Source organism: Candidatus Methylomirabilis limnetica, assembly GCF_003044035.1.
Classification (GTDB): domain Bacteria; phylum Methylomirabilota; class Methylomirabilia; order Methylomirabilales; family Methylomirabilaceae; genus Methylomirabilis; species Methylomirabilis limnetica.
In genome coordinates this window covers 23,572-48,648 of sequence record NZ_NVQC01000028.1, presented here as the reverse complement: position 1 = coordinate 48,648, position 25,077 = coordinate 23,572, and the positions used below count along the sequence as shown (strand labels likewise).

The 25,077-nt window shown below is 58.4% G+C and carries 33 protein-coding genes, 1 tRNA gene and 2 pseudogenes; 30 read left to right on the top strand and 6 right to left on the bottom strand.

Annotated elements, in window-relative coordinates; translation table 11 throughout:
* The first annotated feature begins 6 nt into the window (after positions 1–6).
* The 20 genes and pseudogenes from CLG94_RS11015 to CLG94_RS10920 all read left to right on the top strand — a co-directional run bounded on the left by CLG94_RS11015 (position 7) and on the right by CLG94_RS10920 (position 15,580).
* Positions 7–642: a hypothetical protein gene (locus CLG94_RS11015; protein WP_133174708.1), complete on the top strand. Its 636-nt coding sequence runs from the start codon at positions 7–9 to the stop codon at positions 640–642.
* A 473-nt stretch (positions 643–1,115) separates the two neighbouring features.
* On the top strand, positions 1,116–1,610 hold the full coding sequence (locus tag CLG94_RS11010; protein WP_107563586.1) for a peptidylprolyl isomerase: 495 nt from the start codon (positions 1,116–1,118) through the stop codon (positions 1,608–1,610).
* Between the two features lie 9 nt (positions 1,611–1,619).
* Entirely contained in the window at positions 1,620–1,835 is a 216-nt protein-coding gene (locus CLG94_RS11005; protein WP_107563500.1) for a peptidylprolyl isomerase, read from the top strand.
* A 208-nt stretch (positions 1,836–2,043) separates the two neighbouring features.
* Complete coding sequence (gene rpsU / locus CLG94_RS11000; RefSeq protein ID WP_107563499.1) at positions 2,044–2,241, top strand: 30S ribosomal protein S21; 198 nt, start codon at positions 2,044–2,046, stop codon at positions 2,239–2,241.
* Between the two features lie 3 nt (positions 2,242–2,244).
* The gene (locus CLG94_RS10995; RefSeq protein ID WP_107563497.1) at positions 2,245–2,697 is read left to right on the top strand and encodes a GatB/YqeY domain-containing protein; all 453 of its coding nucleotides are present in this window, start codon (positions 2,245–2,247) and stop codon (positions 2,695–2,697) included.
* A gap of 157 nt (positions 2,698–2,854) precedes the next feature.
* Positions 2,855–5,275, top strand: coding sequence for an endonuclease MutS2 (locus CLG94_RS10990; RefSeq protein WP_107563495.1), 2,421 nt, complete (start codon positions 2,855–2,857; stop codon positions 5,273–5,275).
* Positions 5,276–5,291: 16 nt separating this feature from the next.
* Positions 5,292–7,085 carry a DNA primase gene (gene dnaG / locus CLG94_RS10985; protein WP_161954149.1) on the top strand — a complete coding sequence of 598 codons (1,794 nt, stop codon included), beginning with the start codon at positions 5,292–5,294 and terminating at the stop codon, positions 7,083–7,085.
* 326 nt (positions 7,086–7,411) lie between these two features.
* A complete protein-coding gene (gene rpoD / locus CLG94_RS10980) occupies positions 7,412–9,445 on the top strand; it encodes an RNA polymerase sigma factor RpoD (RefSeq protein ID WP_193450656.1) in 2,034 nt (677 codons plus the stop codon).
* Between the two features lie 123 nt (positions 9,446–9,568).
* A tRNA-Ile gene (locus CLG94_RS10975) sits at positions 9,569–9,645 on the top strand.
* Positions 9,646–9,737: 92 nt separating this feature from the next.
* Positions 9,738–10,442 carry a zinc ribbon domain-containing protein gene (locus CLG94_RS10970; protein ID WP_107563492.1) on the top strand — a complete coding sequence of 235 codons (705 nt, stop codon included), beginning with the start codon at positions 9,738–9,740 and terminating at the stop codon, positions 10,440–10,442.
* On the top strand, positions 10,405–10,935 hold the full coding sequence (locus CLG94_RS10965) for a ribonuclease HI family protein (protein WP_153062404.1): 531 nt from the start codon (positions 10,405–10,407) through the stop codon (positions 10,933–10,935). Before CLG94_RS10970 ends, CLG94_RS10965 begins: the two co-directional genes overlap by 38 nt.
* Positions 10,936–10,971: 36 nt before the next feature.
* Positions 10,972–11,463, top strand: a complete 492-nt coding sequence (locus tag CLG94_RS10960) for a DciA family protein (RefSeq protein WP_107563488.1) — start codon at positions 10,972–10,974, stop codon at positions 11,461–11,463.
* 189 nt (positions 11,464–11,652) lie between these two features.
* A complete protein-coding gene (gene lpxC / locus CLG94_RS10955; RefSeq protein ID WP_161954148.1) occupies positions 11,653–12,576 on the top strand; it encodes a UDP-3-O-acyl-N-acetylglucosamine deacetylase in 924 nt (307 codons plus the stop codon).
* Between the two features lie 255 nt (positions 12,577–12,831).
* The gene (locus CLG94_RS10950; RefSeq protein ID WP_107563485.1) at positions 12,832–13,071 is read left to right on the top strand and encodes a type II toxin-antitoxin system VapB family antitoxin; all 240 of its coding nucleotides are present in this window, start codon (positions 12,832–12,834) and stop codon (positions 13,069–13,071) included.
* Complete coding sequence (gene vapC / locus CLG94_RS10945) at positions 13,068–13,490, top strand: type II toxin-antitoxin system VapC family toxin (RefSeq protein ID WP_107563483.1); 423 nt, start codon at positions 13,068–13,070, stop codon at positions 13,488–13,490. Before CLG94_RS10950 ends, vapC begins: the two co-directional genes overlap by 4 nt.
* Before the next feature lie 185 nt (positions 13,491–13,675).
* Complete coding sequence (locus tag CLG94_RS10940) at positions 13,676–13,900, top strand: hypothetical protein (protein ID WP_107563481.1); 225 nt, start codon at positions 13,676–13,678, stop codon at positions 13,898–13,900.
* 106 nt (positions 13,901–14,006) lie between these two features.
* A complete protein-coding gene (locus tag CLG94_RS14045) occupies positions 14,007–14,141 on the top strand; it encodes an ORF6N domain-containing protein (protein WP_432264766.1) in 135 nt (44 codons plus the stop codon).
* A 434-nt stretch (positions 14,142–14,575) separates the two neighbouring features.
* Positions 14,576–14,905: a nucleotidyltransferase domain-containing protein gene (locus CLG94_RS10930; RefSeq protein ID WP_107563480.1), complete on the top strand. Its 330-nt coding sequence runs from the start codon at positions 14,576–14,578 to the stop codon at positions 14,903–14,905.
* A 56-nt stretch (positions 14,906–14,961) separates the two neighbouring features.
* Positions 14,962–15,303: pseudogene (locus CLG94_RS10925) on the top strand (HEPN domain-containing protein); the annotation flags it as partial.
* Positions 15,284–15,580: a HEPN domain-containing protein gene (locus CLG94_RS10920; protein WP_107563476.1), complete on the top strand. Its 297-nt coding sequence runs from the start codon at positions 15,284–15,286 to the stop codon at positions 15,578–15,580. The pseudogene CLG94_RS10925 and the gene CLG94_RS10920, both read left to right, overlap by 20 nt.
* A 99-nt stretch (positions 15,581–15,679) precedes the next feature.
* Here CLG94_RS10920 and CLG94_RS10915 read toward each other — a convergent pair whose 3' ends face one another.
* Positions 15,680–15,967: a nucleotidyltransferase family protein gene (locus tag CLG94_RS10915; protein ID WP_107563474.1), complete on the bottom strand. Its 288-nt coding sequence runs from the start codon at positions 15,965–15,967 to the stop codon at positions 15,680–15,682.
* A gap of 31 nt (positions 15,968–15,998) precedes the next feature.
* A complete protein-coding gene (locus CLG94_RS13140) occupies positions 15,999–16,181 on the bottom strand; it encodes a hypothetical protein (protein WP_107563472.1) in 183 nt (60 codons plus the stop codon).
* A 359-nt stretch (positions 16,182–16,540) separates the two neighbouring features.
* Between CLG94_RS13140 and CLG94_RS13665 the strand changes: the two are divergent.
* The 7 genes and pseudogenes from CLG94_RS13665 to CLG94_RS10880 form a co-directional block, all read left to right on the top strand.
* Positions 16,541–16,708: pseudogene (locus CLG94_RS13665) on the top strand (CRISPR-associated endonuclease Cas2); the annotation flags it as partial.
* A 625-nt stretch (positions 16,709–17,333) separates the two neighbouring features.
* Entirely contained in the window at positions 17,334–17,630 is a 297-nt protein-coding gene (locus CLG94_RS10900; protein ID WP_107563470.1) for a type II toxin-antitoxin system Phd/YefM family antitoxin, read from the top strand.
* Positions 17,600–18,019 (top strand): type II toxin-antitoxin system VapC family toxin, encoded by a 420-nt coding sequence (locus tag CLG94_RS10895; RefSeq protein WP_107563469.1) that lies wholly within the window; start codon positions 17,600–17,602, stop codon positions 18,017–18,019. The genes CLG94_RS10900 and CLG94_RS10895 overlap by 31 nt, the downstream gene beginning before the upstream one ends.
* Before the next feature lie 101 nt (positions 18,020–18,120).
* On the top strand, positions 18,121–18,243 hold the full coding sequence (locus CLG94_RS13815) for a hypothetical protein (protein WP_275666231.1): 123 nt from the start codon (positions 18,121–18,123) through the stop codon (positions 18,241–18,243).
* A 127-nt stretch (positions 18,244–18,370) separates the two neighbouring features.
* Positions 18,371–18,784 carry a hypothetical protein gene (locus tag CLG94_RS14040; protein ID WP_432264765.1) on the top strand — a complete coding sequence of 138 codons (414 nt, stop codon included), beginning with the start codon at positions 18,371–18,373 and terminating at the stop codon, positions 18,782–18,784.
* 69 nt (positions 18,785–18,853) lie between these two features.
* Complete coding sequence (locus CLG94_RS13450) at positions 18,854–19,087, top strand: hypothetical protein (RefSeq protein WP_133174707.1); 234 nt, start codon at positions 18,854–18,856, stop codon at positions 19,085–19,087.
* A gap of 2 nt (positions 19,088–19,089) precedes the next feature.
* Positions 19,090–19,791: a hypothetical protein gene (locus tag CLG94_RS10880; protein WP_107563463.1), complete on the top strand. Its 702-nt coding sequence runs from the start codon at positions 19,090–19,092 to the stop codon at positions 19,789–19,791.
* A 60-nt stretch (positions 19,792–19,851) separates the two neighbouring features.
* Here CLG94_RS10880 and CLG94_RS10875 read toward each other — a convergent pair whose 3' ends face one another.
* Both CLG94_RS10875 and CLG94_RS10870 read right to left on the bottom strand, forming a co-directional pair.
* The gene (locus tag CLG94_RS10875; RefSeq protein ID WP_107563461.1) at positions 19,852–20,238 is read right to left on the bottom strand and encodes a type II toxin-antitoxin system death-on-curing family toxin; all 387 of its coding nucleotides are present in this window, start codon (positions 20,236–20,238) and stop codon (positions 19,852–19,854) included.
* Positions 20,239–20,241: 3 nt separating this feature from the next.
* The gene (locus CLG94_RS10870; protein ID WP_107563459.1) at positions 20,242–20,469 is read right to left on the bottom strand and encodes an AbrB/MazE/SpoVT family DNA-binding domain-containing protein; all 228 of its coding nucleotides are present in this window, start codon (positions 20,467–20,469) and stop codon (positions 20,242–20,244) included.
* 241 nt (positions 20,470–20,710) lie between these two features.
* On the opposite strand from CLG94_RS10870, the gene CLG94_RS10865 reads away from it, so the two are divergent.
* Positions 20,711–22,708, top strand: a complete 1,998-nt coding sequence (locus CLG94_RS10865; protein WP_161954147.1) for an ABC-F family ATP-binding cassette domain-containing protein — start codon at positions 20,711–20,713, stop codon at positions 22,706–22,708.
* Between the two features lie 55 nt (positions 22,709–22,763).
* Here CLG94_RS10865 and CLG94_RS10860 read toward each other — a convergent pair whose 3' ends face one another.
* Positions 22,764–23,114, bottom strand: a complete 351-nt coding sequence (locus CLG94_RS10860; RefSeq protein WP_107563456.1) for a type II toxin-antitoxin system PemK/MazF family toxin — start codon at positions 23,112–23,114, stop codon at positions 22,764–22,766.
* On the bottom strand, positions 23,107–23,343 hold the full coding sequence (locus CLG94_RS10855; protein WP_107563454.1) for a CopG family transcriptional regulator: 237 nt from the start codon (positions 23,341–23,343) through the stop codon (positions 23,107–23,109). The genes CLG94_RS10860 and CLG94_RS10855 overlap by 8 nt, the downstream gene beginning before the upstream one ends.
* A 136-nt stretch (positions 23,344–23,479) precedes the next feature.
* Between CLG94_RS10855 and CLG94_RS10850 the strand changes: the two genes are divergently transcribed.
* Positions 23,480–24,130, top strand: coding sequence for a hypothetical protein (locus tag CLG94_RS10850; protein WP_133174705.1), 651 nt, complete (start codon positions 23,480–23,482; stop codon positions 24,128–24,130).
* A 171-nt stretch (positions 24,131–24,301) separates the two neighbouring features.
* Positions 24,302–25,069, top strand: coding sequence for a DUF72 domain-containing protein (locus tag CLG94_RS10845; protein WP_107563450.1), 768 nt, complete (start codon positions 24,302–24,304; stop codon positions 25,067–25,069).
* Positions 25,070–25,077 lie beyond the last annotated feature (8 nt).

The following is a 25,077-nucleotide window of genomic DNA, read 5'->3' as shown; positions in this document are numbered from 1 at the left end:
TAGCGCGTGAAATCTTTATTTCCCAGCGGGCCTTTGGCCCGTTTTTTTTCTCTCCTGCTGGTGATATCCTGTACCGCTTGCGCGTCAGGTCCCAGCGGCGAGGCGATGCTTCGCCCCGTCCCGCAACGTCTGCCCACTCTGCGGGCTCAGGGTGACCTGGTCATTGCCACCCTGGCCGGGGCGACCGTCACCGTTGAGTCTCTGACGGACAAAGGCCTTGACGACTACTACGCCCGGCGACCAGCCCTCATCAATCCGTTTAAGCAGCGTCCAAAGGGGACTAAGGGTCCCCTCGCCTTCATCCTCCGAATCCAGAACGTGGGCCAGAATCGTGTCAACTTCGATCCGGGTCAGGCGCTGTTGGTGGACCAGCAGAACCGCCGCTCGGCAGTGCTCTTATACGATGAGCTGTACAGCCTCTTTTCCGAAAAGGCCGAGTCGGCAAAGGTCTTGCGAACGCTGGATGAGACGGTATTGACCAACTTGTTGGTTGTGCCGCCGAAGGTCGATCGAGAGGGCTTGCTCCTCTTTCCGCCACTTGATCCGGAAGCAAAAATGGTCATCCTTGAGGTGGGCTCCTTCTATATCGGCTCGACCGAGCAATTGCTGCTGTTCGAGTTCGAGGTCAGGCGCTCGCCGTAACCCAACACTCGAAGGATGGGGGTGGTGGTATTGAAAATCGGTGCAACTTCTAACCTTACAGGAGGAATAAAATGCGAAGCGTAATCGGGATGCTGGGTGTTGGGCTGTTATTCGCGGGTCTTCATAGTGTGGCTGAGGCGGAGCCTGCGAAGAGCCCCAGACCATCATCGAGATGGCGGACGGTAAGATCGTCGTAGAGTTCTATGAGAAGGACGCGCCAGGAACCTTTGCCGGGTAAGACTAAACCCACTTTGATGTTTTCATTATGAATGCCGACGGCACCAATGAGAGACGGCTCACCGTTAATCGAGCAAATTATTGCAAAGCACGTTGGTCACCCTACTTAGAATGGTAAAGGAGAGCAAAATATGCTTCGCGTCTTCATCGCATCTATTCTATTGAGTTTAGCAATTCCAACAATTGGCTACGCCAAAACAGAACAAAAACAAGGAGACAAAGTGTTGTACGCAATAATGGAAACCACAAAAGGCAAAATCAAAATCAAATTATTCGAAAAAGAAGCCCCAAAGACGGTGGCCAATTTTACCGAGCTCGCTGAGGGAAAGAGAGAATGGAACGATCCTAACACTGGAAAAAAGGGGAAATCTCATTACTTTGATGGGCTTATTTTTCACCGTGTTATTCCCAAATTCATGATTCAAGGTGGCGACCCCACGGGCACAGGCCGCGGTGGCCCCGGCTATCGTTTTGACGACGAGTTTCATAAAGAGCTCAATCATTCTAAACCTGGAATGCTTTCTATGGCTAATGCGGGCCCCGGCACCAACGGAAGTCAATTTTTTCTCACCGTTGCTCCCACTCCGTTTCTTGACGGCAAGCACTCAGTATTCGGTGAAATCGTAGAAGGTCTTGATGTGGCCATCGCCATTAGCAACGTTTCCCGCGACGGCAATGATCGACCGCGCGAAGATGTGAAAATAACCAAAGTGACTATCGTTCGAGAATAGTGAAGGTTAATACGCGCAAAATCTGACCGGAACGGTAGCCATAGCGAAAGTCGCTGCGCCCAAAACAGCGCCGGGAGTCAGTTCTATATCACTCTGGCGCCACAACCCGCGCTGTACAGCGGGTACACAGTGTTCGGCCAGGTCGTGGAGGGAATGGATGTCGTAATGAAGATCAAGAAAGGGGACATCATGACGAAGGTTACCGTTGTCGAGGCCACCCGCTAAGCCGATCAGGCGGCGGGGAATCGAACCTGAGCGCATTAGGATCCCCGAGTTTAGAGAAACCCGACGCCGGCAAACATATTGACATTTAGGTGCGAAAAGTGCGAGGATAGCATCCGTAGAAACTCGACGTGGCTGCTTTCGGATTCGGTCGAGCATGGTATCAAGCTGTAGCCTAACTCATCGCTATTACTAGGGGGGTGTGAAGGGGATGGCGAGTGTGACGGTCAAGGAGAACGAGCCGATCGAGGTTGCTCTCCGCCGTTTCAAGAAACTGTGCGAGAGGACTGGAGTCCTGTCAGAGCTCCGCAAGCGCGAGCATTACGAAAAGCCCAGTGTCCGCCGCAAGAAAAAAACGATAGCCGCCAGGAAGAAGACCTTGAAACGCGCCAGCGGCACTGTAGAGTAGAACGTGGGCGTTTCAAAGGCACGATTGGCCGAAGACCTCAAGGCGGCCCTCAAGGGTGGGGATCGGCTGAGGACGTCAGTGCTTCGGCTTCTCTGCGCGCTCATCAAGAATAAGGAAATAGAAAAGCGGGGAGAGCTAGACGACTCTGAAATCATCCAGGCAGTGATTGCCTCTTGCAAGCTCCGAAAAGAGGCCATCGAACAGTATGCGAAGGGGGGACGAGATGATCTGGCCGCGAAGGAAGAGGCCGAACTCAAGCTCCTTGAGGCCTATCTACCTCCACCACTCTCACCTGAAGAGCTTCGAAAAAAGATAGAGGGGGCGCTTGCTGCGTCGCAGGCGAGCTCCCTCAAGGATATGGGGAAGGTTATGGCCATCCTGATGCCGGAGATCTCGGGTCGGGCTGATGGGAAGGAAGTGAGCCAGATGGTAAAAGATGCATTGTCGCGGCGGTGATAACTGCGCAATTACCTCATCGTGAGTGTACCGTCGTGCTAGGGTGGTCCGCGCTCAGGGGACTCGATTTCGAGTCCCCTGTAGTATTTATACTGCATCCACGCGCTCGGGATGTGCGCGCGTTGCGGCTGAAGCCATCTATGGCGGCTCGCGTCAGATGAATCAGATCGATCAGCACACCCTCGATGTCCTGGAGTGGCCTGCCATCCAGGCGAGATTGGCCGCCCTGGCCGGATCGTCTGTGGGAAGGGAGTTGGCACAGGCTACCCGCCCCCTCCCCACGCTGGAGGAAGCGAAGAAAGTCCGGAACGAGGTTGATGAGTTCCGGGCACTGCTGTCCAGGGAAACCGCGCTTCCATTTGACCAACTGTTTGACATCAGGGAGTCGATTCGACGGTCTCGACCGGAAGGGGCCATCCTGGCGGCAATGGATTTCGTCAGGGTCGCCACATCGCTGGAAGCGGCGGAGACGATCCGTCACGCGATCGCCCGCGGGAGGGGCCTGTGCCCGCAGCTTCATGCCCTCGCCTCCAGACTCGATGATCATACTGGCATGGTAAAGGAGATTCACGCGGCTATCGATGCAGCCGGAGAGGTCAAGGATACCGCCAGTCGGAAGCTCACCCAACTTCGACTTCGACTCCATGAGCTCCGCAATCTGATCTATTCCCGTCTACAGTCCTTACTGACGGATCCTCATCTTCAGCCCTCTATCGCCGAATCGCTCGTGACGCTTCGAAACGAGCGGTTCGTGATCCCTGTCAAGCCCAACTACCGGATCGTCATGAAGGGTGTCGTCCAGGATCGATCCGTCAGCGGCGCCACCATCTTCCTGGAACCCCAGGAGGTTGTAGAACTCAATAACCATCTGCGGTTGTTGCAGCGATCCGAAGAGGAGGAGATTCGAAGGGTGCTGGTCGCGCTCACTACTTCTCTCCGATCTCAGGCGGAGGCGGTTCTCTCGACGATACTTCTCACGGCTGAGCTGGACGCCCGATGTGCCGCGGCGCGATTTGCTGACCGGCTTCACTGTGCCCCTGTCTCCTTGAAGGACACAGGTCCCCTGGTGCTGCGGGAGGCCCGGCACCCACTCTTGCTGGAACAGACAGAAGCGGCTGGGACGATCCAGACCATCCCGATCGACCTGCGCCTGGGCGATAGCTTTGACGTGCTACTCATCACCGGACCTAATACCGGCGGCAAAACGGTCGCGTTGAAGACCGCGGGCCTGCTCTCGCTGATGGCGCAGGCCGGCTTGCATCTGCCGGTCTCGCCGGACTCCGAGGTCCCTTTTTTCAGCGGAGTCCTGGCGGATATTGGAGATGAGCAGAGTATCGAGCAAAGCCTGAGCACCTTCTCCTCCCACATCGGTCAGATTCGGCGAATCCTGGAGGTAGTGCGCCCCGGGACCCTGGTATTGTTAGACGAGCTGGGCGCCGGGACTGATCCGGTCGAGGGGGCCTGCCTGGGGATCGCCATCCTTGAGGCGCTTCTCGATCGGGGCGCGCTGGTTGTGGCGACCACGCACCTGGACGCCATCAAGGCCTATGCCTATTCACATCCTCGAATCGAAAACGGCTGTGTTGAGTTCGACCTTGACACGCTGAGACCGCTGTATAGATTAGTAATTGGACTTTCTGGCCGCAGCCATGGACTGGCGATTGCCTCTCGGGTTGGGTTGCCTTCGAGTGTGATTCAGCGGGCCGAGGGGTTGCTTGGCGAAGGACGCGATCCGTTACGGCTGCTGCTGGATCGTCTGGAAGGCGAGCAGCAGCGCCTCACTGAGGAACGCGAGGCGCTGGCCCGTGACGCGACCGAGACAGCCAAGGCGCGGGGCGAGGCCGAGGCGCGCCGCACTTCAGCGAGGGTCGAGGCCGAGCAGATCTACCGTCAGGCTTTCCAACAGGCCGAGGAGGCTGTCGCCGATGCCCGGGCTGAGATCGATCGCCTTCTCCTGGAGTTTCGGTCAGCGCAGTCGCGCGAGCAGTCGGTGCAGGCGGTTCGCCGCCGGCTCAGCGACCTGGAGCGGCAGGCTAAGACCGAGCTGAGCGACGCAATCGATCCGGATCACATGACAAGCAGTATTGGCGGCGATTCGATTCGCGACGGGCAAGCGGTGTTGATCAAAGGGCTCGGACAGCGTGGGATCGTGAAGGGTGCGCCAAGTTCTGCTGGGATGGTAGAGATCCAGCTTTCCCTGGGGAGGGTAAGAGTGTCCGTAGACGAGGTCGTGTCCCAGGGGGGATCGGGTCCAGGCGAGACGAGCGGGTCGATCCGGCTGTTCAGGGCAACGGATGATGTGAAGGCCGAGTTGAAGCTGATTGGCTGCGATGCGACTGAAGCGGCTCGACGCCTCGACCAGTATATAGGGGATGCCTATTTGGCTGGAGTTCCCACCGTTCGGATTATCCACGGAAAGGGCTCAGGTATCCTCAGAAAGACAGTTGCAGAGCTTCTCCAGGACCACCCCCTGGTCGAAAACTTTCGAGTAGCTGACTATCAGGAGGGGGGGATCGGCGCTACTATTGTGGAGCTGTGCTCCCGTACGTTATCCATGTGCATTGGCGGAGCGGCATGAAGAGGATGAACGGACAGTGATCCCGGAGGAGTTGGTCTCTAAGGTGCTGGCCGGCACCGACATTGTGCAGCTCATTGGGAGATACCTCCCACTGAAGCCTGCCGGACGTTACTATAAGGCCCTGTGCCCCTTCCATAACGAAAAGACCCCTTCCTTCACGGTCAACCCCGAACGCCAGATCTTTCACTGCTTTGGCTGTGGGGAGGGCGGGGATGCGGCCGGTTTCATGATGAGGCAGGAGCACCTCAACTTTCCTGAGGCGATCCGAGCGCTGGCCGACCGAGCTGGAATTAGCCTCCCAGCGCATTCCCACGTCAATGCCGGGAGCGGGACAGGGCAGAACGAGCGCGCGCGCCTGGGGCTGCTGGAAGTTCACAAGGTGGCGGCAGAATTCTTTCGCCACCAACTCCAACATCAGACGGTCGGGGCGACCGCCCGTCAGTATCTGAGAAGCCGGGGCATCCCGGATGCGGTCGTTGAGGAGTTCGGGCTCGGGTACGCAGCGGCATCCTGGGAGGAACTCCTTCGCCACCTGCTGCGCAGGGGATTCTCCAAGAAGCAGGTGGAGGAGGCGGGGCTGGCGTTGCCACGCAAAGATGGGAGTGGGGCGTATGATCGATTCCGAAACCGGCTGATGATCCCGATCTGCGATTCGGTAGGTCAGGTTATTGCCTTTGGTGGTCGCGTCCTTGACGATTCCCTACCGAAATATCTGAACTCTCCCGAAACGCCTATCTACAAGAAGGGGGCGCACCTGTATGGCCTGCACCTGGCGGCTTCCGCCATCCGCGATCGTGGGTCGGCTCTTGTCGTGGAAGGGTATTTCGACCTGATTGCGCTACACGCTCATGGTGTGCAGCACACTGTGGCAGTCCTGGGCACTGCGCTGACGGCCCAACAGATTGCCCTGCTCCGCCGATATACGACACGGGCATTGCTGGTGTTCGATCCGGACGCAGCCGGGATCGCCGCGGCGAGGCGTTGCGTCGAGAGCTTGCTGAACAGTGGGCTCGACTGGCGGGTGATTCTGCTCCCGGATGGAGAAGATCCTGATCGTTTTCTGCGGGAGCGCGGCCCCTCGGCCTTCGCCGATGCGCTCACACAATCGAAGGACCTGATGGAGTTCCTGCTCGATCAGAAGGTCTCCGGGTTTAATCTGACCAGCCCCGAGGGTCAGGCTGAGGCGGTGAATGCCGTCCTGCCCCTCTTGAGTACCGTCGGTAATGAGATCACGCGGCAACGTTACACGGAAAAGCTCGCACGCCGCGTGTCCCTCTCCAATGATGCCATCATCCGCGAGCTCAATCTCCAGGTGAAAGGCCGTAAGCGAGAAACCATACCGCCATCACTGCAACCCAGAGGCTTGCCGTCCATAGACTGGAAGCTCATTCACCTGGCTCTCCACCATCCCGGCGCGGCCCAGCGTATGCGGGAGAGCGTGCGGCCGGAGGAGCTGCAGGATCAGATCCTTCGCAGGATCTTTCAGTATGCGGTGATGGGGCCTGGAGGTGGGCAGGGTACGATATCCCTCGCTACGGTAGAACCGGAGGTGCAGCGGGTACTCACGCAGTTGTTGGCGACAGATCTCGAGGAGTACGACGGGGAGGAGGCGATCGAGTGGGCCCTCTCCGATTATCTTGCGCGCATCAAAGTCAGGCGTGAACGCCGGACGGGTGAGGAGCTCCGGAAACAGATGGACACGGCCGAACGGGCGGGCGATCATGCGACGGTTGCGCGCCTGCAGGCCCAGTTTCTTGCGCTCAGCCACGACCGACCTCCTCTTGTGCCCAGGCAGTATCGTGGAGCCTAGAGAAGCTCACGGCTCATAGGTAACGACAAGGTAGATAGACTGAAGGCTGAAGGCTTTTAGGGGTAAATCATGCGTGATCACACTGCTCAGGTAGATAGACTGAAGGCTTTTAGGGGTAGAGCGATGACGTCGCAATGCGTCGAAGCGTGTAGGCTTCTTAGCCAATGAGGAGTCCTCTCTGAGAGAACCAAAGGTAGTAGAAATCGAGAAGGTCTTGAATGGTTTGATTCGTGCTTTGCGAGATCATTCAGAGCCTTCAGCCTAAACGCCTGAGTAGTTACGCTCATAGTTCCGTAGCTGATAGCTAGAGATAAAAGGGAGACAGTATGGCAATCACGCACAAGCCAGAACAACCGTCGAAAGCCACTCAACGGAAAACGCCCAGCAAGTCCACGCGTCCACACCTCCCATCGCGGCAATCAATCCCGCTCGCCCCTCGAAAGAGAACGCCTAACAAGGCCACGCGTCATCTTTCTACGGTTCGCAAGCAGGCTATCGTGAGCAAACAGGATAAGACGGTGGCGGTTCCAGGTACCTCGCCAGCAAAGAACTCTCGTCGGAACGCCGATCCCAAAAACGCGAAGGAGCCGATTGCGATAGTGCCGGCAGCTCTCAAAGAGGGGATCCGGCCGCTGGTGTCGCTTGGGCGTAAAAAGGGTTACCTGACCTACGACGAGGTGAATAACCTGCTGCCGGAAGAGGTCACCTCTGGCGACCAGATCGAGAAGATCCTCACTCTCTTTGATGACATGGATATCGAGGTTGTGGATGAGGTGGAGCGGCCTAAAGCGGTGGGAGCGCCAGCGCCCCAGCAGGAAGAAGAGAGCGCCGAGGCGGGACCCGAGTTTGTTCCGTCGAGCATCGGCAGGACCGATGACCCGGTACGGATGTATCTGCGGGAAATGGGGAAAACCCCTCTGCTGACCCGAGAGGGAGAGATTCAGATTGCGAAACGGATCGAGGCGGGTCACAAAGAGATCGCCGAGGCTGTCTGCCGAGCGGGGGTCGCCGTTCGGGAGATTACGGAAATCGGAGAGCGACTTTTGCGCGGTAAGGCCCGTGTTTTTGAGCTGTTCCTGCTCAATGATTTTGACGAGATCTCCGAACAGAAGGAGCAGGAGGTGCTGGCCGAAAACACCCCGTCCCTGGAAGCTCTCCGAGAGGAGCAGATCAAGATCGATGGCCTTCGGCGCCGTTACCAACGCGGTGCTGATCGTCTCACCGAGCGGTGGCAACAGAAGATCCTGGATGAGATAGCAGGTCGCAAGGCGGCGCAGGCCACGCTGATTCGAGGGCTGCACGTGAACCAGCGGGTGATCGATCGGATAGTGGCCAGGACCCGTAATCTCCTGGAACGGCTCGACCAGGGTGAGCAGGAGCTTCGTGATGCGGGACGAGCCCACCACCTGTCCATGGAGGATATCAGGGTCATCTCCAGCAACGATCGGGGCAAGACGTCTGCTATGCGAGGGATTCTACGTCGGACGGGACTCGCCCGAAAGGAACTGGATGAATGTGAACGCACCGTCGCGGCTATTCAGCAAAAGATCCGGAAGGTCGAGGAGGAGGCCGATGCCTCCGCCAAAGAGTTGCGGTCCTTGCTTCATACCATCACTAGCGGCGAGCGAAAGGCACACCTGGCGAAGAAGGAGATGGTGGAGGCCAACCTCCGTCTGGTCATCAGCATCGCGAAGAAATACACCAATCGGGGCCTCCAGTTCCTTGACCTGATCCAGGAGGGGAACATCGGCCTGATGCGGGCAGTAGATAAGTTTGAATACCAGCGAGGATATAAGTTCAGCACCTACGCCACATGGTGGGTCCGCCAGGCTATCACGCGAGCCATTGCCGATCAGGCCCGCACCATCCGGATCCCTGTTCATATGATCGAAACCATCAACAAGCTGACCCGCGCCTCCCGGTACCTGGTTCAGGAGTATGGCAGAGAGCCAACCCCGGAGGAGATTGCCCAGAAGATCGATCTACCTGTTGATAAGGTCAGGAAAGTCCTGAAGATCGCGCAGGAACCGATCTCGCTGGAGACGCCCATCGGAGAGGAGGAAGGATCTCATCTCGGTGACTTCATCGAGGACAAAGGCGTGATCTCCCCGATCGAGGCCGTCATCGGCATGAACTTGAGCGGTCAGACCGAGCAGGTACTCGAGACACTGACGGAACGAGAGCAAAAGATCTTAAAGCTCCGCTTCGGACTCGGGGATGGACGCGATCATACCCTGGAGGAAGTCGGGCAGCAATTCAACGTCACCCGAGAGCGGATCAGGCAGATTGAGGCCAAAGCGCTACGGAAACTCCGCCATCCTACGCGGAGCAGGAAGCTCAGAAGCTTTGTGGAAAGCTAGACCGAATGAGTTCAGAGTTCACGGTTCATAGCTCATGGTCCAGAGATAGGCCTGGCAGGGGACCTTTCCTGAGCATGCTCAACTCTAAACTATCAACTATGAACTCTGAACTGGTTCGCCTGCGGGCCCATAGCTCAGTTGGTTAGAGCCTCCGGCTCATAACCGGATCGTCCCTGGTTCGAGTCCAGGTGGGCCCACCATGTAAAAGCAGCTATCAGCTTTCAGCGGTCAGCTTAAGACTCACGCTGTGCTGGTCGCTAACGGCTGACAACTGATCATAGTGGAGGAAAGCGTGCTTCAGGACTTGGAGGGGCTTATCAAATTACAGGGGCTTGACGCTGAAATCGCCGAGTTCGATACGGCGGCAGCGGCCATCCCCGTCCAGATCCGGATGATGGAGCAGCAGTTGGCTCAGGCCAAGGCGGCCCTCGACGCGGCCACCGTAGAGGTAGAGAGGCTCCAAAAACTTCGCCGCCAGAAAGAGCGCGATTTGGATGAGGCTGGCGGAGAGCTCAAAAAGCGACAAGGCCGCCTCTATGAGGTCAAGACCAACCAGGAATACACTGCAACCCTAAAGGAGGTTGAGGGACTGAAGCAAAAGATTTCGGCGCTAGAGGAAGAGGTCCTTATACGCCTCGACGATATCGACAGCGCTGAGAAGACTCGGGATCATGAGGAAGCGAAGGTCAGGGTGACACAGGCGGAGTTCCTGAAGAATAAACAGCAGCGGGAAGGCGAGCTGCTCGAGCTGCAGAGCCACCTATTGACATTACGGAGGGCCAGGGAACGCTGGTCAGGGAGCGTGGAGCTATCCTCCTTGCAGTTGTACCTTCGCCTCCTTAAGAGTCGGGGCGGCTTGGCGGTAGCTCAAGCAGCGGGTCGTTCCTGCGAAGGTTGCCATGTGACCCTCACGCATCAGCTTTACAACGAGGTTCGCCGGAACGAGGAGATTCGCACCTGTGAAGGATGTGGCCGGATCCTCTATTGGAAGGAATGAGATGGAGGAGGGACTTCGACTGCTGATTCACATCGATGGAGCAGCTCGCGGAAATCCTGGCCCAGCCGGAATCGGTGCCCTGCTGGAGGCTGGAAGCGGGCCGTTGCAGCAGGGCTTTTGCCGATACATCGGCGAGGCAACCAACAACGTGGCCGAATATGAAGCACTGCTCCTTGCCTTAAGGGAGGCCAGGAAATTTCAGCCCACCGTTGTCAAGATTCGATCCGACTCCCAGTTGTTGGTCAGACAAATTCAGGGCAGATATCGAGTCAAAAACATACGCCTCATTGCGTTGCACGCGCAGGCGCGCGACCTCATCAATCAGCTCTCGGCTCTCGGCTGTCGGTTCTCAATTGAGCATATCGGTCGCGAGTTGAACGGTCAGGCGGATGCGCTCGCCAACCGCGCCATCGATGAGGCCTTGTCTGGAGTCCCCCGCGAGGGGGACGACCGTGAGCGGACAGCAGCAGGCACGCTACTTCCTGGTGGCTGAGTCGGCGAGAGCGGCGCCGACAGTGGAGTTTACCAAGTGAAGACCAACCGGCCGGTACAGAGGAGAGCGCAGACCGCCCCTGCCAAGTGCGCAGATATCATCGAGGGCAGCCTGCAAGGACTGGGTCTCGGTCGGGTGATCCATCACCTCGCGCTCCTTCGAGCCTGGGATCGGGCCGTAGCAAGTCACATCAAAGAGAGGGCGAGCGTGGAGGACTTCAGAGGTGGACGCCTGTACCTCTGCGTCGAGGATCCCATCTGGCTGCATGAGCTCCACATGCTGCGTCACACGCTGAAGACGATCCTGAACAAGGAGGTCGGCGAGCCGGCGGTAGGAGAGATCGTATTGAGAATTGGCCAAATCCGTCGGTGTGCCCCTGTAACACCCTCCAGTCGTGGTGGGCATAGGGCTCGAGCGGTTCCACCTGCGGTCGAGGCGAGCATGGCGAAGCTGCTGAGCCCTCTCATGGGTCTGCCATGCGGTGATGCCATGCAGCGATTCTTTCAACGGTGGGCGAGGTCAGAGTGACATTCCTGTTGCAACATAGCCACATGAAATCCTCCCGTGCCCCCCTTTACCAAAGGGGGGTTGAAGGGATTTTCGAAGTAACTGGTATAGGCTTGCCATTTCACTGGACTTCTAGTAAGATGGCGGCTGATTTGTGTGAGTTAGCATGAGGATTGCCTCAGACAAAATAGATCTGATCGGGAGATCATAGTGAGTCATCAGCGAACGCTGCAGACTATAGCTACCTGCGAAGGAATAGGGATTCATACCGGTCGATCAGCCAAGATGTCTCTCCGTCCTGCTCCCGCGAACTCCGGCGTCGTATTCACGCGCATCGATCTTCCCCACGCCGCCACCATTGAGGCCAAACCCGCGCACATCGTCGATGTCCATCATGCGACCACCATCGGCAAGAATGGTGTAAAGGTGAGGACCATTGAGCATCTGATGGCGGCGTTTGCGGGGACGGGGCTGGATAATGTCCTGGTAGAACTCGACGGCGAAGAGGTTCCAACCATGGATGGCAGCGCCGCACCGTTTGTCGAGCTGATCAGGAAAGCAGGCCTCAGACGACAGATGGTCGCCAAGACGTATCTCAAGATTAAAGAGCGTTTAGTCGTCGAGTCCGGTCGCTCGAGTATTCAGATCGTCCCTTCGGAGCGTCTTCAGGTCATCTATACGATGCCCTTCGACCACCCGCTTCTGGGAGAACAGTCGGTCGCCTTCGACATCACCAGGGAGACGTTTGCTAATGAGATCGCGTCTTGCCGGACCTACGGGTTCCTTAAAGACATCGAAGAGCTTCGCCGTCGCAACCTGGGCTTGGGCGGGTCGTTTGAAAACGCAATCGTAATCGGCGAGGGAGGCGTGGTCAACGGCGCCCTCCGCTTCCGGGACGAGCTAGTCCGCCATAAGGTCCTCGACCTATTGGGGGACCTCTATCTCCTCGGTCGGCCTATCCTTGGGACCGTCATCGCACACGGTGCCGGTCACCACCTTCACACCAGGCTCGTACGGGAGATCCAGCGTCACCTGGACCTGGAGCATATGGCCCCCGCTCGCAGTGGCGTGATTGAGCGATGGGCGAGGCCGCTGCTTCAGCCGGAACGAGCCCTCGAGGTTGCCCCGTTGTAAACGGACTCCCGCGTACGACCTCCCACGCCCGTCCAGATTCTGATCTACCAACTTCTACTCCCCCACCCCCATAGCCAGCACTATCCTGCTCTTTGCCATCGTCAACGTAAATGTGTTCATCCCATTCGTCGTAGCCGGCAACCTGATCACCAACAGCGCGGATAGGGCGGAGAGCCGTAGAAGTTTCACAATTGACGTGATGCATAATATGCGTCATTGTAATGCATAATATTAATGCATACAGGAGGCAATGCGATGAGAACCACGATGGACCTGCCCAAGGATTTGCTAGAGGAAGCCAAAAAGATGTGCGGTACCAAGACGATGACCGGTACCGTGATTCTCTCGCTCCAGAAGTTGATTCAGTCCAAGAAGATTGAGCGGCTTCGATCCCTGCGAGGGAAGCTGGACCTCGACGTTGACTTGAAACGATTGAGGAAAGACCGAACCGTCACCACTGACGTTAGCCGAAAGTCAAAGGTTGGGCCCTTGTGAGCGATGTCCTGGTAGACACCTCAGTCTGGCTGGAATTTTTCAGAGCGAAGGACTCCCCCTATGCGAAGGCGCTCGACCAGTTGTTAGAGGAAGAACGCGTTTGCACCAGCGACCTGATCAAAGCCGAAATCATCCCCGGAGCCCGGACGCCAAAGCAGTTCCGTGAGCTCAAGGAGTATTTTGATGCCCTTCCGCTCGCAACCGAGCCCGCGTCGCTCTGGGAGGAGATCATGGAGGTCCAGTTTAGGCTGAAGCGGGCAGGGGTTAACGGGATCAGCATCCCGGACCTCATGATTGCCGTTGTCGCCAGGGCCAACGACAAGGTAATCTTTACCAAAGATAGCGATTTTCGGCTCATCCAGCGGGCCCTGCCCGTCGAATTGCTGGAGTGCCCCTCAAGACGAGGTCAGCGTAGTTGACGATACTATACCATACCCGAGTCCGTTCGAGGAGGCCTACAGGGACGCTACGGTTCGCGACCTATCGGACGTGGGAGGCATTCGGGTGGTGGCGCTGGAGACGTTAAAGCGCATGAAGCAGGAAGCGGGACGGCCCCAGGATCTCGCGGACGTCGACAATCTCAGATTCCGAAAGGAGGAGGAAAATGGTTGAGGAGACAGATCGAGATCGGACCGACTGGAGCCTCACGACCTGGGAGGGAAGTCGACGCGAGCAGATCGAGCGCTGGTCCAAGCTCACCTTTAACGAGATCCTCAACGCCCAGGAGGAGATGGCCGAACTTGCGCGGGAGTTGGCGGGATCGAAGGGCACCGAGCCAATGGCGGCCGGCGCACACGGCGACCGCGTGTCCGAGTCGCATGCGGCATAATGCGCCGAAAAGGATGTCCGTTACGACGTCGCTTTGTCCGGCCGCACTCCCGAGCCGCTGATAGCTTATCTCATGGCAAGGCAAGGCCTTGGGCATCCGGTGGCTGGTGAAGCAGGGTTTCATATTTCCGCCCGACTTTATGCTCCAGCTATCGCCCGACGAGTTCGAGAGTTTGAGGTTCCATTCTGGCGCCTCAAGTTCCTGGGGCGGTCGCCGGTACCTGCCCTACACCTTCACCTAGCACACCCCATGCGGCACGGGCCGCACCACGGCGCACGAAAAGGCATCTTCACCCCCTCCCCCCTCGGAGGGGGAGGGAACGGGTGGGGGGGATTTCTAAGGAAGGCGTGGCGGTGCGATCGAGCGTACTACGAAGCGCTCACGCCGTGCAGGTGAACATCGAGATCATGCGGACATTCGTGCGGCTGCGTCGGATGGTTGCCTCCAACACAGCACTGGCTCGGCGTCTGCATGAACTCGAGAAGAAATATGACGTCCAATTCAAGACCGTCTTCGACACCATCCGGCAACTCTTGGTGCTGTCGGAATATGTTCTACGGAGCCTGGGCGCCTCCCCTAACCAGGGATATCCGGCGATCCACACACTCCGGAGTGATTGCGGCGTTCAATCAGCAGTTCAGCCTGAACGTGAAAGACCAAATGTGAGGAGACGCTATGGCAGATGTGTCGCAACTCATTGACAGCGTTCGCCTCAAGGCCATCGCAAATCGCCTTCGGGAGCAGTATGACGCCCAACAGGTTATCCTGTACGGATCGGCTGCGCGGAACGAGGTGACAGAGCACAGCGACATTGATCTGTTGGTGATCGCAGTTACGAAAGAGCGATTTTATGAACGGATGGCTTCGGTGCTTGCTGTGGTCAGGGACCTGAGTCGTGGCATGCCCCTGTCGCCGCTGGTCCTGACGCCGGAAGAACTGGCTGATCGCCTGGGCCGAGGGGATCAATTCGTCCGGGAGATTGTTCATTCCGGAGTCGCGCTATGAGCCCACACGAAGAATCGCTCTACATTGAGGGCTAGCGAAAGGTCGCGCGGCAGGATTGGCATCGTATCCGTGTGATGCTGGCCGATGGTGATGGCGATGGAGCCGGATTCTTCCTTCAGCAGGCGCTGGAGAAATATCTCAAAGCGTACTTGCTGGGCCACGGCTGGAGGCTAAAGAAAATTCACACCCTGCATAGCCTCCTCGATGACGCCGCAGCCTTTGAGTCAAGACTCGCGCCGTTCCGTCCGGCGTGCGAAAGAATCTCCGGCTTCTACTTCGCCGAGCGGTATCCCAGTGTGGGTGGAGAGGGAGTGCTGACGGAAGATGTGAAACAGGCATTGCCGGTAGTCCGCGAGTTGATCGGATTGCTTTTTCCCGATGAGGTTTTGGAATCCTGACCGAGCCTATTACGCCATGTTCTACGGAGCCCAGGCGCTTCTCCTGACCAGGGATATTCGGCGATCCAAGCACTCCGGTGTGATTGCGGCATTCAATCAGCAGTTCATCCATAGCGGCGAGATCTCGCCTCATCATTTTCTTAGGCTGCGAGATGCATTTGAGGATCGGGCAGAAGGCGACTATACCCTGATGGTGATTTCTGAGGAGCAGGCCCGCAGCGGGATCGCAGCCGCGCGCGAGTTCCTCGATGAGATCACCCGCCGGCTGACCGCGTAGTGAAGCGGAACCGGGCCAGGTTTCCGGATGATTTTATCTTGTACTTCCCGATCCGGGCGATGGCATCTCGGATGTGACGCAGGTAGACGGCTGGGTCCTTCACAGGGGCCTCGCCTCTGCCAGGACCCCCTCCCGGAGGTACGGGCTCAGGGCCGCCTCAGTGAGAACGTCCACGCGGCGCCCTAGGAGGTCTTCTACGTCCAGCTTGAAGGCGATAAGATCCAGAAGGTCACGGTCGGGGGCCAGGTCCACGAGGAGGTCGAGGTCACTAGCAGCGCAGGCTTCACCCCGCGCGCGCGATCCGAACACCCGTACGCGGACGACCCCATGTGTGGCCGCAAGACGCCGGATCTCCGTACCTTGTCGCATCAGGTCAATGGGGGCCATTGCGCATCCCTCAAAACGAGATCCGTTTGGTTTATTGCGAATTTCGGTCCATCGTGAACGCAAAGATCACTCGATCGTGAACGCCAGGATCGGTATCGTGAACGCCAGGATCGGTCATCGTGAACACGTAGACAACCCCCGGGAAATCGGCGACCCTTACTCCCATGAGCGGGTGCCGAGAGCAGCAGCGACGTTGGATGGTCCAGCGCGCCATTTCCGCTCCAGGAAGGAGTGGCAAATGGCTACTGAGCGATTATCCATGCGTCTGATAATAGTGATAATAGGGACAGACACTATTTATTGAAATCCTTTCTTGGCCTTCCTCTCCGCAACACGTGTATTACTCGTCCAGTTTCCTGCGCACTTCCCAGATGAACCCGCGTCTGCGCAGCGGTCGCTCTGTAATCGTGCGCCTTCGAATCGCTGTCGTTCCGAAAGATCGCCTGGCGATCATTCCCTCGTTGCCTCACATGATACGGATGGCCGGATGCAACGGTTCGGCTAATCCGTGGCAGGCACGATCATGATCGTAAACACCACGAATCGTCACGATAATAGTGTCTGTCCCGATTTATCGTAGATCCAGCCCAATGGGCGAGCTTGCGGGGCAAGCTTATCGGGATGATGGACCAGGAGAAGGACAGTCTGCGGTTCTATTTCCTCGGCGCAAACTGGAAACACCGTGTGGAGCACGTGGGCGCCAAGCCAACTCTCGATCAGGAGGGCCCTCTTGTTTTCTAGTAGCGCGAACCCAAAGCTGACAGGAAAACCCTGGGTGGTTCGCGGGGGCGTATCTCCTTATGAATTCTACGGATTTTGGGAAACCGCTGTCCCGCGTGCGGACATGACAGGCCGCAGCGTGGGAGTTCGCGTAAACGTCCTGGATTTCGCAGGCGCTGCGCGGACTTAAAGAAGGTCAGTCGCCCCCCGCGCGGGGGCGTGGATTGAAACTTGGTATGTTCGGCCGGATAAGTGGCTACGTTGGTCGCCCCCTCGTTTTGACAACGCAAAAGGGACCCACCGTGATAAAGCAAAAAGGACCCACCCTTGTTCGGTGGTAGTTGGGCCTGTGGGAGGTGTGGGAAAGCCAGCGGCTTTTCCACACTGCGGCAGGAAGCCATGCTCTGTGCGGACTTCCACTGCAGCACGTTCCACCGGCTGTGAGCGTGCTGCGTTGCGCCTTCTGTTGTTGATGGTATCGACATAGTCGGTCCGGAGTAGTTCTGCTCCTCGATTACCCAGCAGTATCTCAGCTATGGCGATCTCTGTTTTTGGGTTCCGCAACCCCCTGTTCTTGGACCCCTTGACAACATACAGTACACGCTCTACTATAAACAGAGAATCATATTATTAGAGGAGGATTATCATGCCGAAATCGATCACGATCACAGAAGCAACCCGCCACTTTTCTGGCCTCATTGACAGGGTGCGCTTCTATGGCGAGCGCGTCATCCTCACAAAGGGAGGCAAGCCGGTAGCTGAGCTGGGCCCCACGCCCCTCTCCGGCCGCGTGCGCCTGGCCGAGCTGCCCGGCATCCTGGCTGAGCTCCCCCACCTGGATCCTGAAGACGCCGCGCATTTCGCCGACGATCTGAAAGCGGCACGCCTTACCCTCACTCTACCGACCGATCCATGGGCCTTGTCCTCGACTCAAGCGTCTTAATCGCGGCGGAACGAGGCCGCTTTGCGCTCACGACCACCACCGACGCGATGGCGGAAGAACCGGTTGTCCTGAGCGCCATCACCGCCAGCGAGCTCCTCCATGGCGTCTACCGGGCCGCCGATCTCGCTCGCCGGTTGCAACGCGAACGGTTCGTCGAGGCGATTCTCGCTCGATTTCCCATCCTCGAGTTCGGTCTCGAGACGGCCAGGATCCACGCCCGCCTCTGGGCAGAGCTTGCCGCGAGCGGCCAACGCATCGGGGCCCACGACCTCTTAATCGCCGCCACGGCTATGGAGCTCGACTTTAAAGTGGCGACCCTTGATTACAGGGACTTCCCCCGAATCCCAGGGCTACGCTTGCACAACTGGGGGGAGGCGCACTCAATATGATAGTCTAGCGCCATGACGGTCGCTTCCGTCACGACCCGTATCCGGCAGATCCCCGCCGAAGTCCCACTCGCCCTGAGGATGACCTCCCCCAGCCGTGTGCCATGAACCTGGATACGATTCTCACCATTACCAAGACCAGCCTCCGGGAGCATATCACCACGCGCAGCGCCGAGAAGATCGAGGCAGTGGAAACGGCGATCCGCTTCGCGCTGGCCACAGAATAAGAGGCCCCCAGTGGATCCACTCCCGAACCCAGACTGGTCCACCACGCTCTCGGCTTTCACCACCTAGCTTCGCGACCAGGGCCGCCGGCCACTGACCATCCGGGCCTATCGGCGCGATCTCACCCTGTTGGCTCGCTGGCTCGCCGGTCAAGGCGTCAGAAGTCCCGCACAGATCACCTCCCAAGCCCTTCGAGCGCATGCCCAGGACCTTCAACTCCATCAACGCCTCGAACCCACCACCGTCAACCGGCGGATTGCCGCTCTGCGCCAGTGGTCCCGGTGGATCACGCGCACCCAATATCTTCCTCTCAGCCTTCCACCAGACCTCCTGCAGTCACTGCGGCTCCCTCCACTCGTTGCCCCCGTCGTCCCCTCGAAACAGGAGCTCCACCGGCCGGCCAAGACCCCCCACCCCCGACACTGGCCGGCTGGCGCAATCACGCGATGCTCCAGCTGTGCCTCCAGACCGGGCTCCGACTCGGTGATGTGGTCAGCCTCGAACTGCCAGATCTCGATCTCGCCCACAATCCCCCCCACCTGAAAATTCGATCCGGCAAGGGCGGCATCCCGGGCATCGCCTATCTCAACCATGATGGCGCAAACGCCTTCGATGAGGGTCGAGCCCTCTCTGGGGGACAAGGGCGGCCATGGCTTGAGGCAGCTCTGGCGGGACTACCATGACCCGGCCAGCTCTGCTATGCTTCTCCAGGAGGTTGTTGCACGAGGTCATCGGGTTAACCTCGCCGTGCACCTGGCGGCGGGAAAGGTGCCCGTGGTCGTCGGTGGGAACGTCCACGGTGCCGCAGGTGACGGCAAGCGTTCACTGGATGAAAGCGGAAAATAGCGATGGCTGGGAATAGCGGCAAGGGGGCGAACGCCCAGACGGTTCACGACATCTTACGGGGAAGCGCGCACGCCCTGATGGTCTTCAAGTCGGGCGCGACGGACGCCCTCGAAATCTGCCTGAAACGGGGCAAGCCCCACCTCAAGTGCTTCGCCACCGGGCAGGAACGCCCGGCCAAGCCGGAAGAGATCATCCGGCAGCTCTACATACGAATGCTCATGCAGGATTACGGCTACCCGGCCGAACGCTGGACCCTTACCGACCTTGCCGAGCATAACGTCCTGGTCAAAGAGCAAGCCACGCTGAAGAAGATCATCCTGGACATGGAGAACCTTGTCCTTGCCAACGCTGGCGTTGACGCCTTCGAGGAAGTCTTCAAACTCATCTCTGCCAAGCTCTACGATGAAGCCAACGCCGCCCAGGGGGGCAAGCAGGCCCGCTACCTTCAATTCCGTGTCGGCGGCGCGACGCCCCGCGAGTTCAAGGACAAGATCAGTCAGCTTTTCGACGCGGCAAACGACTCGGTCGCCCACCGCGCTGGGGAGTGGATTGAAACCTCATCCCTCGGTTCCCCACGGAACAGACGAAAACGTCGCCCCCCGCGCGGGGGCGTGGACGGTATCGTCATCGTCATTGGCTTGCCGGTCTGGGTGGTCAATAAATTGGGTTCGTCGCCTCGCCGACGGAGACGAATAAACAAGTGAGGCTGATTGCCCTGGTATTGTGTGGGCTAGAAGTCCGGCCGGCATCGCACCGGCGCGATGCTAACGGTGGGAGTGCGTTTTGAGGAACTCGACGATCGCGGCTTTGTTGAGTCGTCCCCGCGCAACCTCCAGAACGACCAACTCGAAGTCGGTTTCAGGGGCGGCAAGTGTCAGCCCGTTAAGCTTGAGGAATGTGAAAGCGGCCATCGATCCGACGCGCTTGTTGCCATCGATAAATGGGTGGTTTTGTACAATATGGAATAGGTAGGCAGCGGCCATCTCGAAGAGATCAGCGTGCAGAAACTCACTCCCAAAGCCGGCCTGGGGCATGGCAACAGCCGACTGCAACAGGCCCATGTCGCGGATGCCAGCGCTTCCGCCATACCGTTCGATCATGTCCCAATGGATCTCTATGACCTCATCAAGACTGAGGAAGACGGGCGCCATGCGCTAATCTGCCAGTCGTTTGAGCATCTTTCCGTATTTCCGGTGTCCTTCCTCAAGTGCAGCGCGAAACTGTTTCTGTCTCTCCGGGTCCCGCACCGGGGTGACGATCAGGCACTTCCCGTCGGTTGTCATCGATAGGGGGGTGTCGGCATCGATCTCAAGAAGGTCTAATACCCCACGATCGATCACAAGAGCCAAGCTATTGCCATGCTTGGTTAGGCGCTTCACCATGGCGATCCCTCCTCTCATTATATCTTAACGTACTCACAGTGTAGTACCATCCCTGCCCGGTGTCAAATCGCCTGGTCAACTTGATTTGGTGACACGGTGCAATAACTAGACTTCTACGTAGCCTTGTTATCAAGGGTCGCCACCCGCGCGGGGGCGTGGATGAATATGTGCCCCGAATCGTCCATGTTTGACATTGCTGCTTGAGTCCCCCTATACTGGCCATATGATCTCAATTCAACAGGTGTCAAAGCACTTCGGCAGCCGTGTGCTGTTCAAGGAAGTCTCTCTTCGGATCGGGCTTGAGGACCGGGTCGCGCTGGTCGGGCCTAACGGGGCGGGGAAGACGACCCTCCTGGAAATGATCGCGGGGAATATTGCTCCCGACAGCGGAGTGATCACGATCAACAAAAAGGCCGTCATCGGCTACCTGACCCAGGAGCTGGAGACCCATCAGGGTAAGTCCCTGCTTGAAGAGGTTCTGGCCGGCGGCTCGGAGGCGTCGTCTATCGAGCGCCATCTCCGCCTTCTGGAGGAGGAGATCGCCACGGCCCCACCGGGGGTAGTAGACGAGCTGTTAGCCCATTACGGTGAACTCCAGACCAAGTACGAACAGCTCGGCGGATATTCCGTGGAAGCCAGGGCAAAGGAGATCCTCTTCGGCCTCGGTTTCAAGGAGAAGCACCTTTCCAGGCCTCTGGAGAATTTCTCCGGGGGCCAGCGGATGCGCGCCTCGTTGGCCCAGATCCTCCTCTCATCTCCGGACGCGCTCCTGTTGGACGAACCTACGAACCATCTGGATTTGGAGTCGGTCGTCTGGCTGGAGAAGTTCCTATCCGGATATGCCGGCGCGATCCTGCTCATCTCCCACGATCGGAATTTCATGAATCGTTTGGCCAACCGGGTGGTGGAAGTGGAACAACAACAACTGATTGCCTACACCGGAAACTACGACCGGTTCGTGGTGGCCAAGGCCGAGGCCCAGCAGATCTTAGAGTCCACAGTGAAGAACCAGCAGAAAAAGATTGAAGAGACTCAGGCCTTCATCGACCGTTTCCGGTCTAAGGCCACCAAGGCCCGCCAGGTCCAGAGCCGGATCAAGCTGCTGGAGAAGATGGACAAGGCGGAACTGGCCCCCCAGCAGAAACGGGTCCGGTTCTCATTTCCGGAGCCTCCACGGAGCGGAGAGACGGTCATCCGGCTGATCGATATAGACAAGTCCTATGACGATAATCCTATCTACCGCGCCCTGAATGTTGAGCTTCGCCGTGGGGAACGGGTGGCCCTGACAGGCCCCAATGGGGCGGGAAAATCCACCCTTCTCAAACTTCTGGTCGGAGTCCTGCCGTTCGAGAAGGGCGAACGGAAACTGGGCCACAACGTGACACTCGCCTATTATGCCCAGCACCAGTTGGATCTTTTGGAACCCGCCAACACGGTCCTTGACGAGATTACATTAGCTGCCCCCATGGAAGAGTCGTCCTTCCTGCGGGCGATTCTGGGACGGTTTCTCTTTTCCGGGGATGACGTAAAGAAAAAGGTCGCCGTCCTATCCGGCGGAGAGAAGAGCCGATTGGCTCTGGCCAAGATGTTGATCCGTCCGGCCAACCTTCTTCTGTTGGACGAGCCGACGAACCACCTGGACATCCCCTCCCGCGACGTTCTGGAAGAGGCGCTACGCGACTTTTCCGGGACGATCTGCTTCATCACCCATGACCGGCATTTTATCCGGGCTGTGGCCAACAGGATCATCGACGTTCGGGATGGAGAGGCCACGTCGTATGCCGGGGATTACGATTACTACCTCTATAAAAAGCAACTGATGGCGGAAGAGGCCGCCGGTAGCGTCCAGGCCGGACCCGGTTCCACGGACCTGGATGCCGGGACTAAGCTTCGCTCTTCTCCCGACACCCCTGTCGCCCTGGCACAGGGGTCCGAGGTGAAGGAGGGACGTTCGAGGGAACGGAAGACGAAGGAGCAGAAACGGGCCGAGGCCGAGGCGCGCAATCGGACGCACCGGACATCAAGCCCCCTCCAATCGTCCCTGTCCAAAATCGAGGAGGAGGTGGCCGAAGCCGAGAAGATCCTGCATGATCTCTCCCAGGCTCTCGCCGACCCGGAGATATACCAGAATAAGGCACGATGCCTTGAAATGCTGGATGCGCATACTCAGGCCAAGCGAAGGGTGGCGGAATTGACGGCGGAATGGGACCGAATATCCAGTCTGATGGTAACTACTTAGGTAGATAGACTGAAGGCTGAAGACTGAAGGCTTTGAAGGTCTTGAACGGCCGGTCTCACTCCTCGACGAGGTCTAGGATCTCCCGGATTGCATCGGCCACCTTCGCCATCAGAGCGTTGGAGAGGCAGGTCATCGGACCCTTGGTGAGGCGACGATTGTCAATCGCCCGAAGCTGGTCGATCAGTAGATCGGAGTCGCGGCGCATCCTGCCAGAAGCAGGGACGCGAATCCGGAGCGGTTCAGCGTCATCAACCGTGTTGGTGGTCAGCGGAATAATGACTGTTGACGGATGGGTGGCATCGAGGAGGGCTTGCGATTGGATGATCAGGACGGGGCGCGTTTTGCCGGGCTCAGTACCGCGTCGAGGGTCTAAGTCTGCCAGCCAGATTTCACCCCGGTTAGGCATCAGGGTCCCGCTCGACGGCGGCAAACTCGGCATTGACCCGCATGCTCTCTTTCCGGACCTTCCGGGAGACCTCGGCCAGGCGCTTGGCGCGTAGCCCCTCGCGCGTATCACGATTCATTCGCTCAATTGCGTACCGGATATACTTCGCCCGCGGCAGCTTGAGGGCTTCGGCGCACTGGCTGCTGGCCACCAGCAGGTCATCGGGAAGTTTGAGGGAAATGGCTCCCATGGGTCGCCTCCACTAAGGTATGTCGATTCGATATGCAAAAAGAATATCCCGTATGGGTCTACAGTGCAAGTCTTTTCTTCTTGACAGCAGAGCCTTGGCCTTCGCAGTATAGTTGTGTGGGGAGGTGGATCTTCCGATGAGTGATGCGCGGCCATCGTTGAGCACTCACACGAGTGGCGCCTGTCCGGCCTGTGGTGCGCGTAGAGTACCGGGAGCCAGCGCGTGCTGGCAGTGCGGTGGGGCGTTCGCCACCCTGCCAACCCCACCTGTTCCTCCTCTACGCTGGGCCAATCTACCGTGGGTGGGGGTAATCCCCTTTGGACTCTTCTTTCTGCCATGGGTAGTCGCCGGTCCATACGGGGTCCATCGCGTCATCTCGGTTGCGGGCCTGGAACTCTGCCTCGGCCGGGCACTCCGAGGCCGTCCTGTACCGTACGAGCCGCTTCTGTGGTTTATACCCATCGCATCACTCCTGCTGGCCGCACTGCTGCGTTGGGCTCACCGGCGGACACCTGAGCCGCGGTACTGGCTGCTCGTAACAGCCATCGCATGGGGGGCCTTTCTGCTGCTCCTCATCAAGGCGGTGCAGTGGCTGTTGGTCAGCCCCTCGCCTGGGACGCCCTGGGTAGTGCATTGGCTGACCACCGAATACCTGGTCGTCAGCTCGGCTTTCTTCGTATCCGGCCTTTCCGCCTTGCGAATGTGGATGGGCGCGAGGATCCCCCGGCCGCAGTCGTCCTCTTCTCCATCCGAAGATACCCCATTTGATGAAGGGACGATTCGATAGCGCAAGTCAGGGTGGCATCGCGCCCGATATTGTAACTTATTACTCAGAGCATAAAATAGCTTGCCTCCCCCTTTAGCAAAGGGGGTAAGGGGGTTTTTGAACGATCGGTAAAACCCCCTCAATCCCCCTTTCGTAAAGGGGGAAGTTGCTGGATGGGTGTAACATACAGTTATGAAGCGTACATACCAGGGCGGCACTGCTGATCCTTTCGCGGGCCGGACCAAGGTCGGGACCTGTGGCTTCGCCATGGGCCGGCAGGAGTACTACAACTCCTTCCCGGTTGTTGAGATCCAGCAAACCTTTTACAAGCTTCCGCGGGTCAGCACGGGGGTACGGTGGCGAGCCGGGGCGCCGACCGGGTTCGAGTTTACGATGAAGGCATGGCAGCTCATTACCCACGAGCCTTCAAGCCCGACCTATCGCCGCCTCGCCAAACCGATCCCGCCTGAACGGAAAGAGTACTACGGGGCATTCCGGCCTACGGAGGAAGTCCTCGAAGCCTGGGCCCAGACGCGGGCATTTGCGACAGCCCTGGGCGCCTCGATCATCGTCTTTCAGTGCCCGCCGAGCTTCACGCCGACGTCCGAACACATCGCGAACCTGCGCCATTTCTTCACCAACATCGACCGCACCGGCTGGCACGCTGCCTGGGAGCTACGCGGCGCCTGGGCGGCGGATGTGATTCTGGGGCTATGCCGCGAGTTGGAGCTGATCCACGTGGTCGATCCGCTCAAGGAGCCATCGCTTCATGGCGCGATCTGCTACTACAGGATGCACGGTCTCACCGGCTACCGGTACGTCCACACCGATCAGGACCTTGAGCGACTGAAGACGGCGTGCAAGAGGGATCTCCCCACCTACTGCCTGTTCAATAATCTCTTGATGGCTGAGGATGCGGTTCATTTTCAGGCGCTGCTGGGTGAGAAGGCGGAACCGTGACGAGCGCG

What these genes read in the sequence shown, in the direction of transcription:
- CLG94_RS11010 (WP_107563586.1), top strand. Translation starts at nt 1,116, where the DNA reads ATGGAAACCACAAAAGGCAAAATCAAAATCAAATTATTCGAAAAAGAA.
- rpsU (WP_107563499.1), top strand. Translation starts at nt 2,044, where the DNA reads ATGGCGAGTGTGACGGTCAAGGAGAACGAGCCGATCGAGGTTGCTCTC.
- CLG94_RS10990 (WP_107563495.1), top strand. Translation starts at nt 2,855, where the DNA reads ATGAATCAGATCGATCAGCACACCCTCGATGTCCTGGAGTGGCCTGCC.
- rpoD (WP_193450656.1), top strand. Translation starts at nt 7,412, where the DNA reads ATGGCAATCACGCACAAGCCAGAACAACCGTCGAAAGCCACTCAACGG.
- CLG94_RS10950 (WP_107563485.1), top strand. Translation starts at nt 12,832, where the DNA reads ATGAGAACCACGATGGACCTGCCCAAGGATTTGCTAGAGGAAGCCAAA.
- CLG94_RS10940 (WP_107563481.1), top strand. Translation starts at nt 13,676, where the DNA reads ATGGTTGAGGAGACAGATCGAGATCGGACCGACTGGAGCCTCACGACC.
- CLG94_RS10930 (WP_107563480.1), top strand. Translation starts at nt 14,576, where the DNA reads ATGGCAGATGTGTCGCAACTCATTGACAGCGTTCGCCTCAAGGCCATC.
- CLG94_RS10920 (WP_107563476.1), top strand. Translation starts at nt 15,284, where the DNA reads ATGAGGTTTTGGAATCCTGACCGAGCCTATTACGCCATGTTCTACGGA.
- CLG94_RS10915 (WP_107563474.1), bottom strand. Translation starts at nt 15,967, where the DNA reads ATGGCCCCCATTGACCTGATGCGACAAGGTACGGAGATCCGGCGTCTT.
- CLG94_RS13140 (WP_107563472.1), bottom strand. Translation starts at nt 16,181, where the DNA reads ATGGCGCGCTGGACCATCCAACGTCGCTGCTGCTCTCGGCACCCGCTC.
- CLG94_RS10900 (WP_107563470.1), top strand. Translation starts at nt 17,334, where the DNA reads ATGCCGAAATCGATCACGATCACAGAAGCAACCCGCCACTTTTCTGGC.
- CLG94_RS10895 (WP_107563469.1), top strand. Translation starts at nt 17,600, where the DNA reads ATGGGCCTTGTCCTCGACTCAAGCGTCTTAATCGCGGCGGAACGAGGC.
- CLG94_RS13815 (WP_275666231.1), top strand. Translation starts at nt 18,121, where the DNA reads ATGAACCTGGATACGATTCTCACCATTACCAAGACCAGCCTCCGGGAG.
- CLG94_RS13450 (WP_133174707.1), top strand. Translation starts at nt 18,854, where the DNA reads ATGAGGGTCGAGCCCTCTCTGGGGGACAAGGGCGGCCATGGCTTGAGG.
- CLG94_RS10880 (WP_107563463.1), top strand. Translation starts at nt 19,090, where the DNA reads ATGGCTGGGAATAGCGGCAAGGGGGCGAACGCCCAGACGGTTCACGAC.
- CLG94_RS10875 (WP_107563461.1), bottom strand. Translation starts at nt 20,238, where the DNA reads ATGGCGCCCGTCTTCCTCAGTCTTGATGAGGTCATAGAGATCCATTGG.
- CLG94_RS10870 (WP_107563459.1), bottom strand. Translation starts at nt 20,469, where the DNA reads ATGGTGAAGCGCCTAACCAAGCATGGCAATAGCTTGGCTCTTGTGATC.
- CLG94_RS10860 (WP_107563456.1), bottom strand. Translation starts at nt 23,114, where the DNA reads ATGCCTAACCGGGGTGAAATCTGGCTGGCAGACTTAGACCCTCGACGC.
- CLG94_RS10855 (WP_107563454.1), bottom strand. Translation starts at nt 23,343, where the DNA reads ATGGGAGCCATTTCCCTCAAACTTCCCGATGACCTGCTGGTGGCCAGC.
- CLG94_RS10850 (WP_133174705.1), top strand. Translation starts at nt 23,480, where the DNA reads ATGAGTGATGCGCGGCCATCGTTGAGCACTCACACGAGTGGCGCCTGT.
- CLG94_RS10845 (WP_107563450.1), top strand. Translation starts at nt 24,302, where the DNA reads ATGAAGCGTACATACCAGGGCGGCACTGCTGATCCTTTCGCGGGCCGG.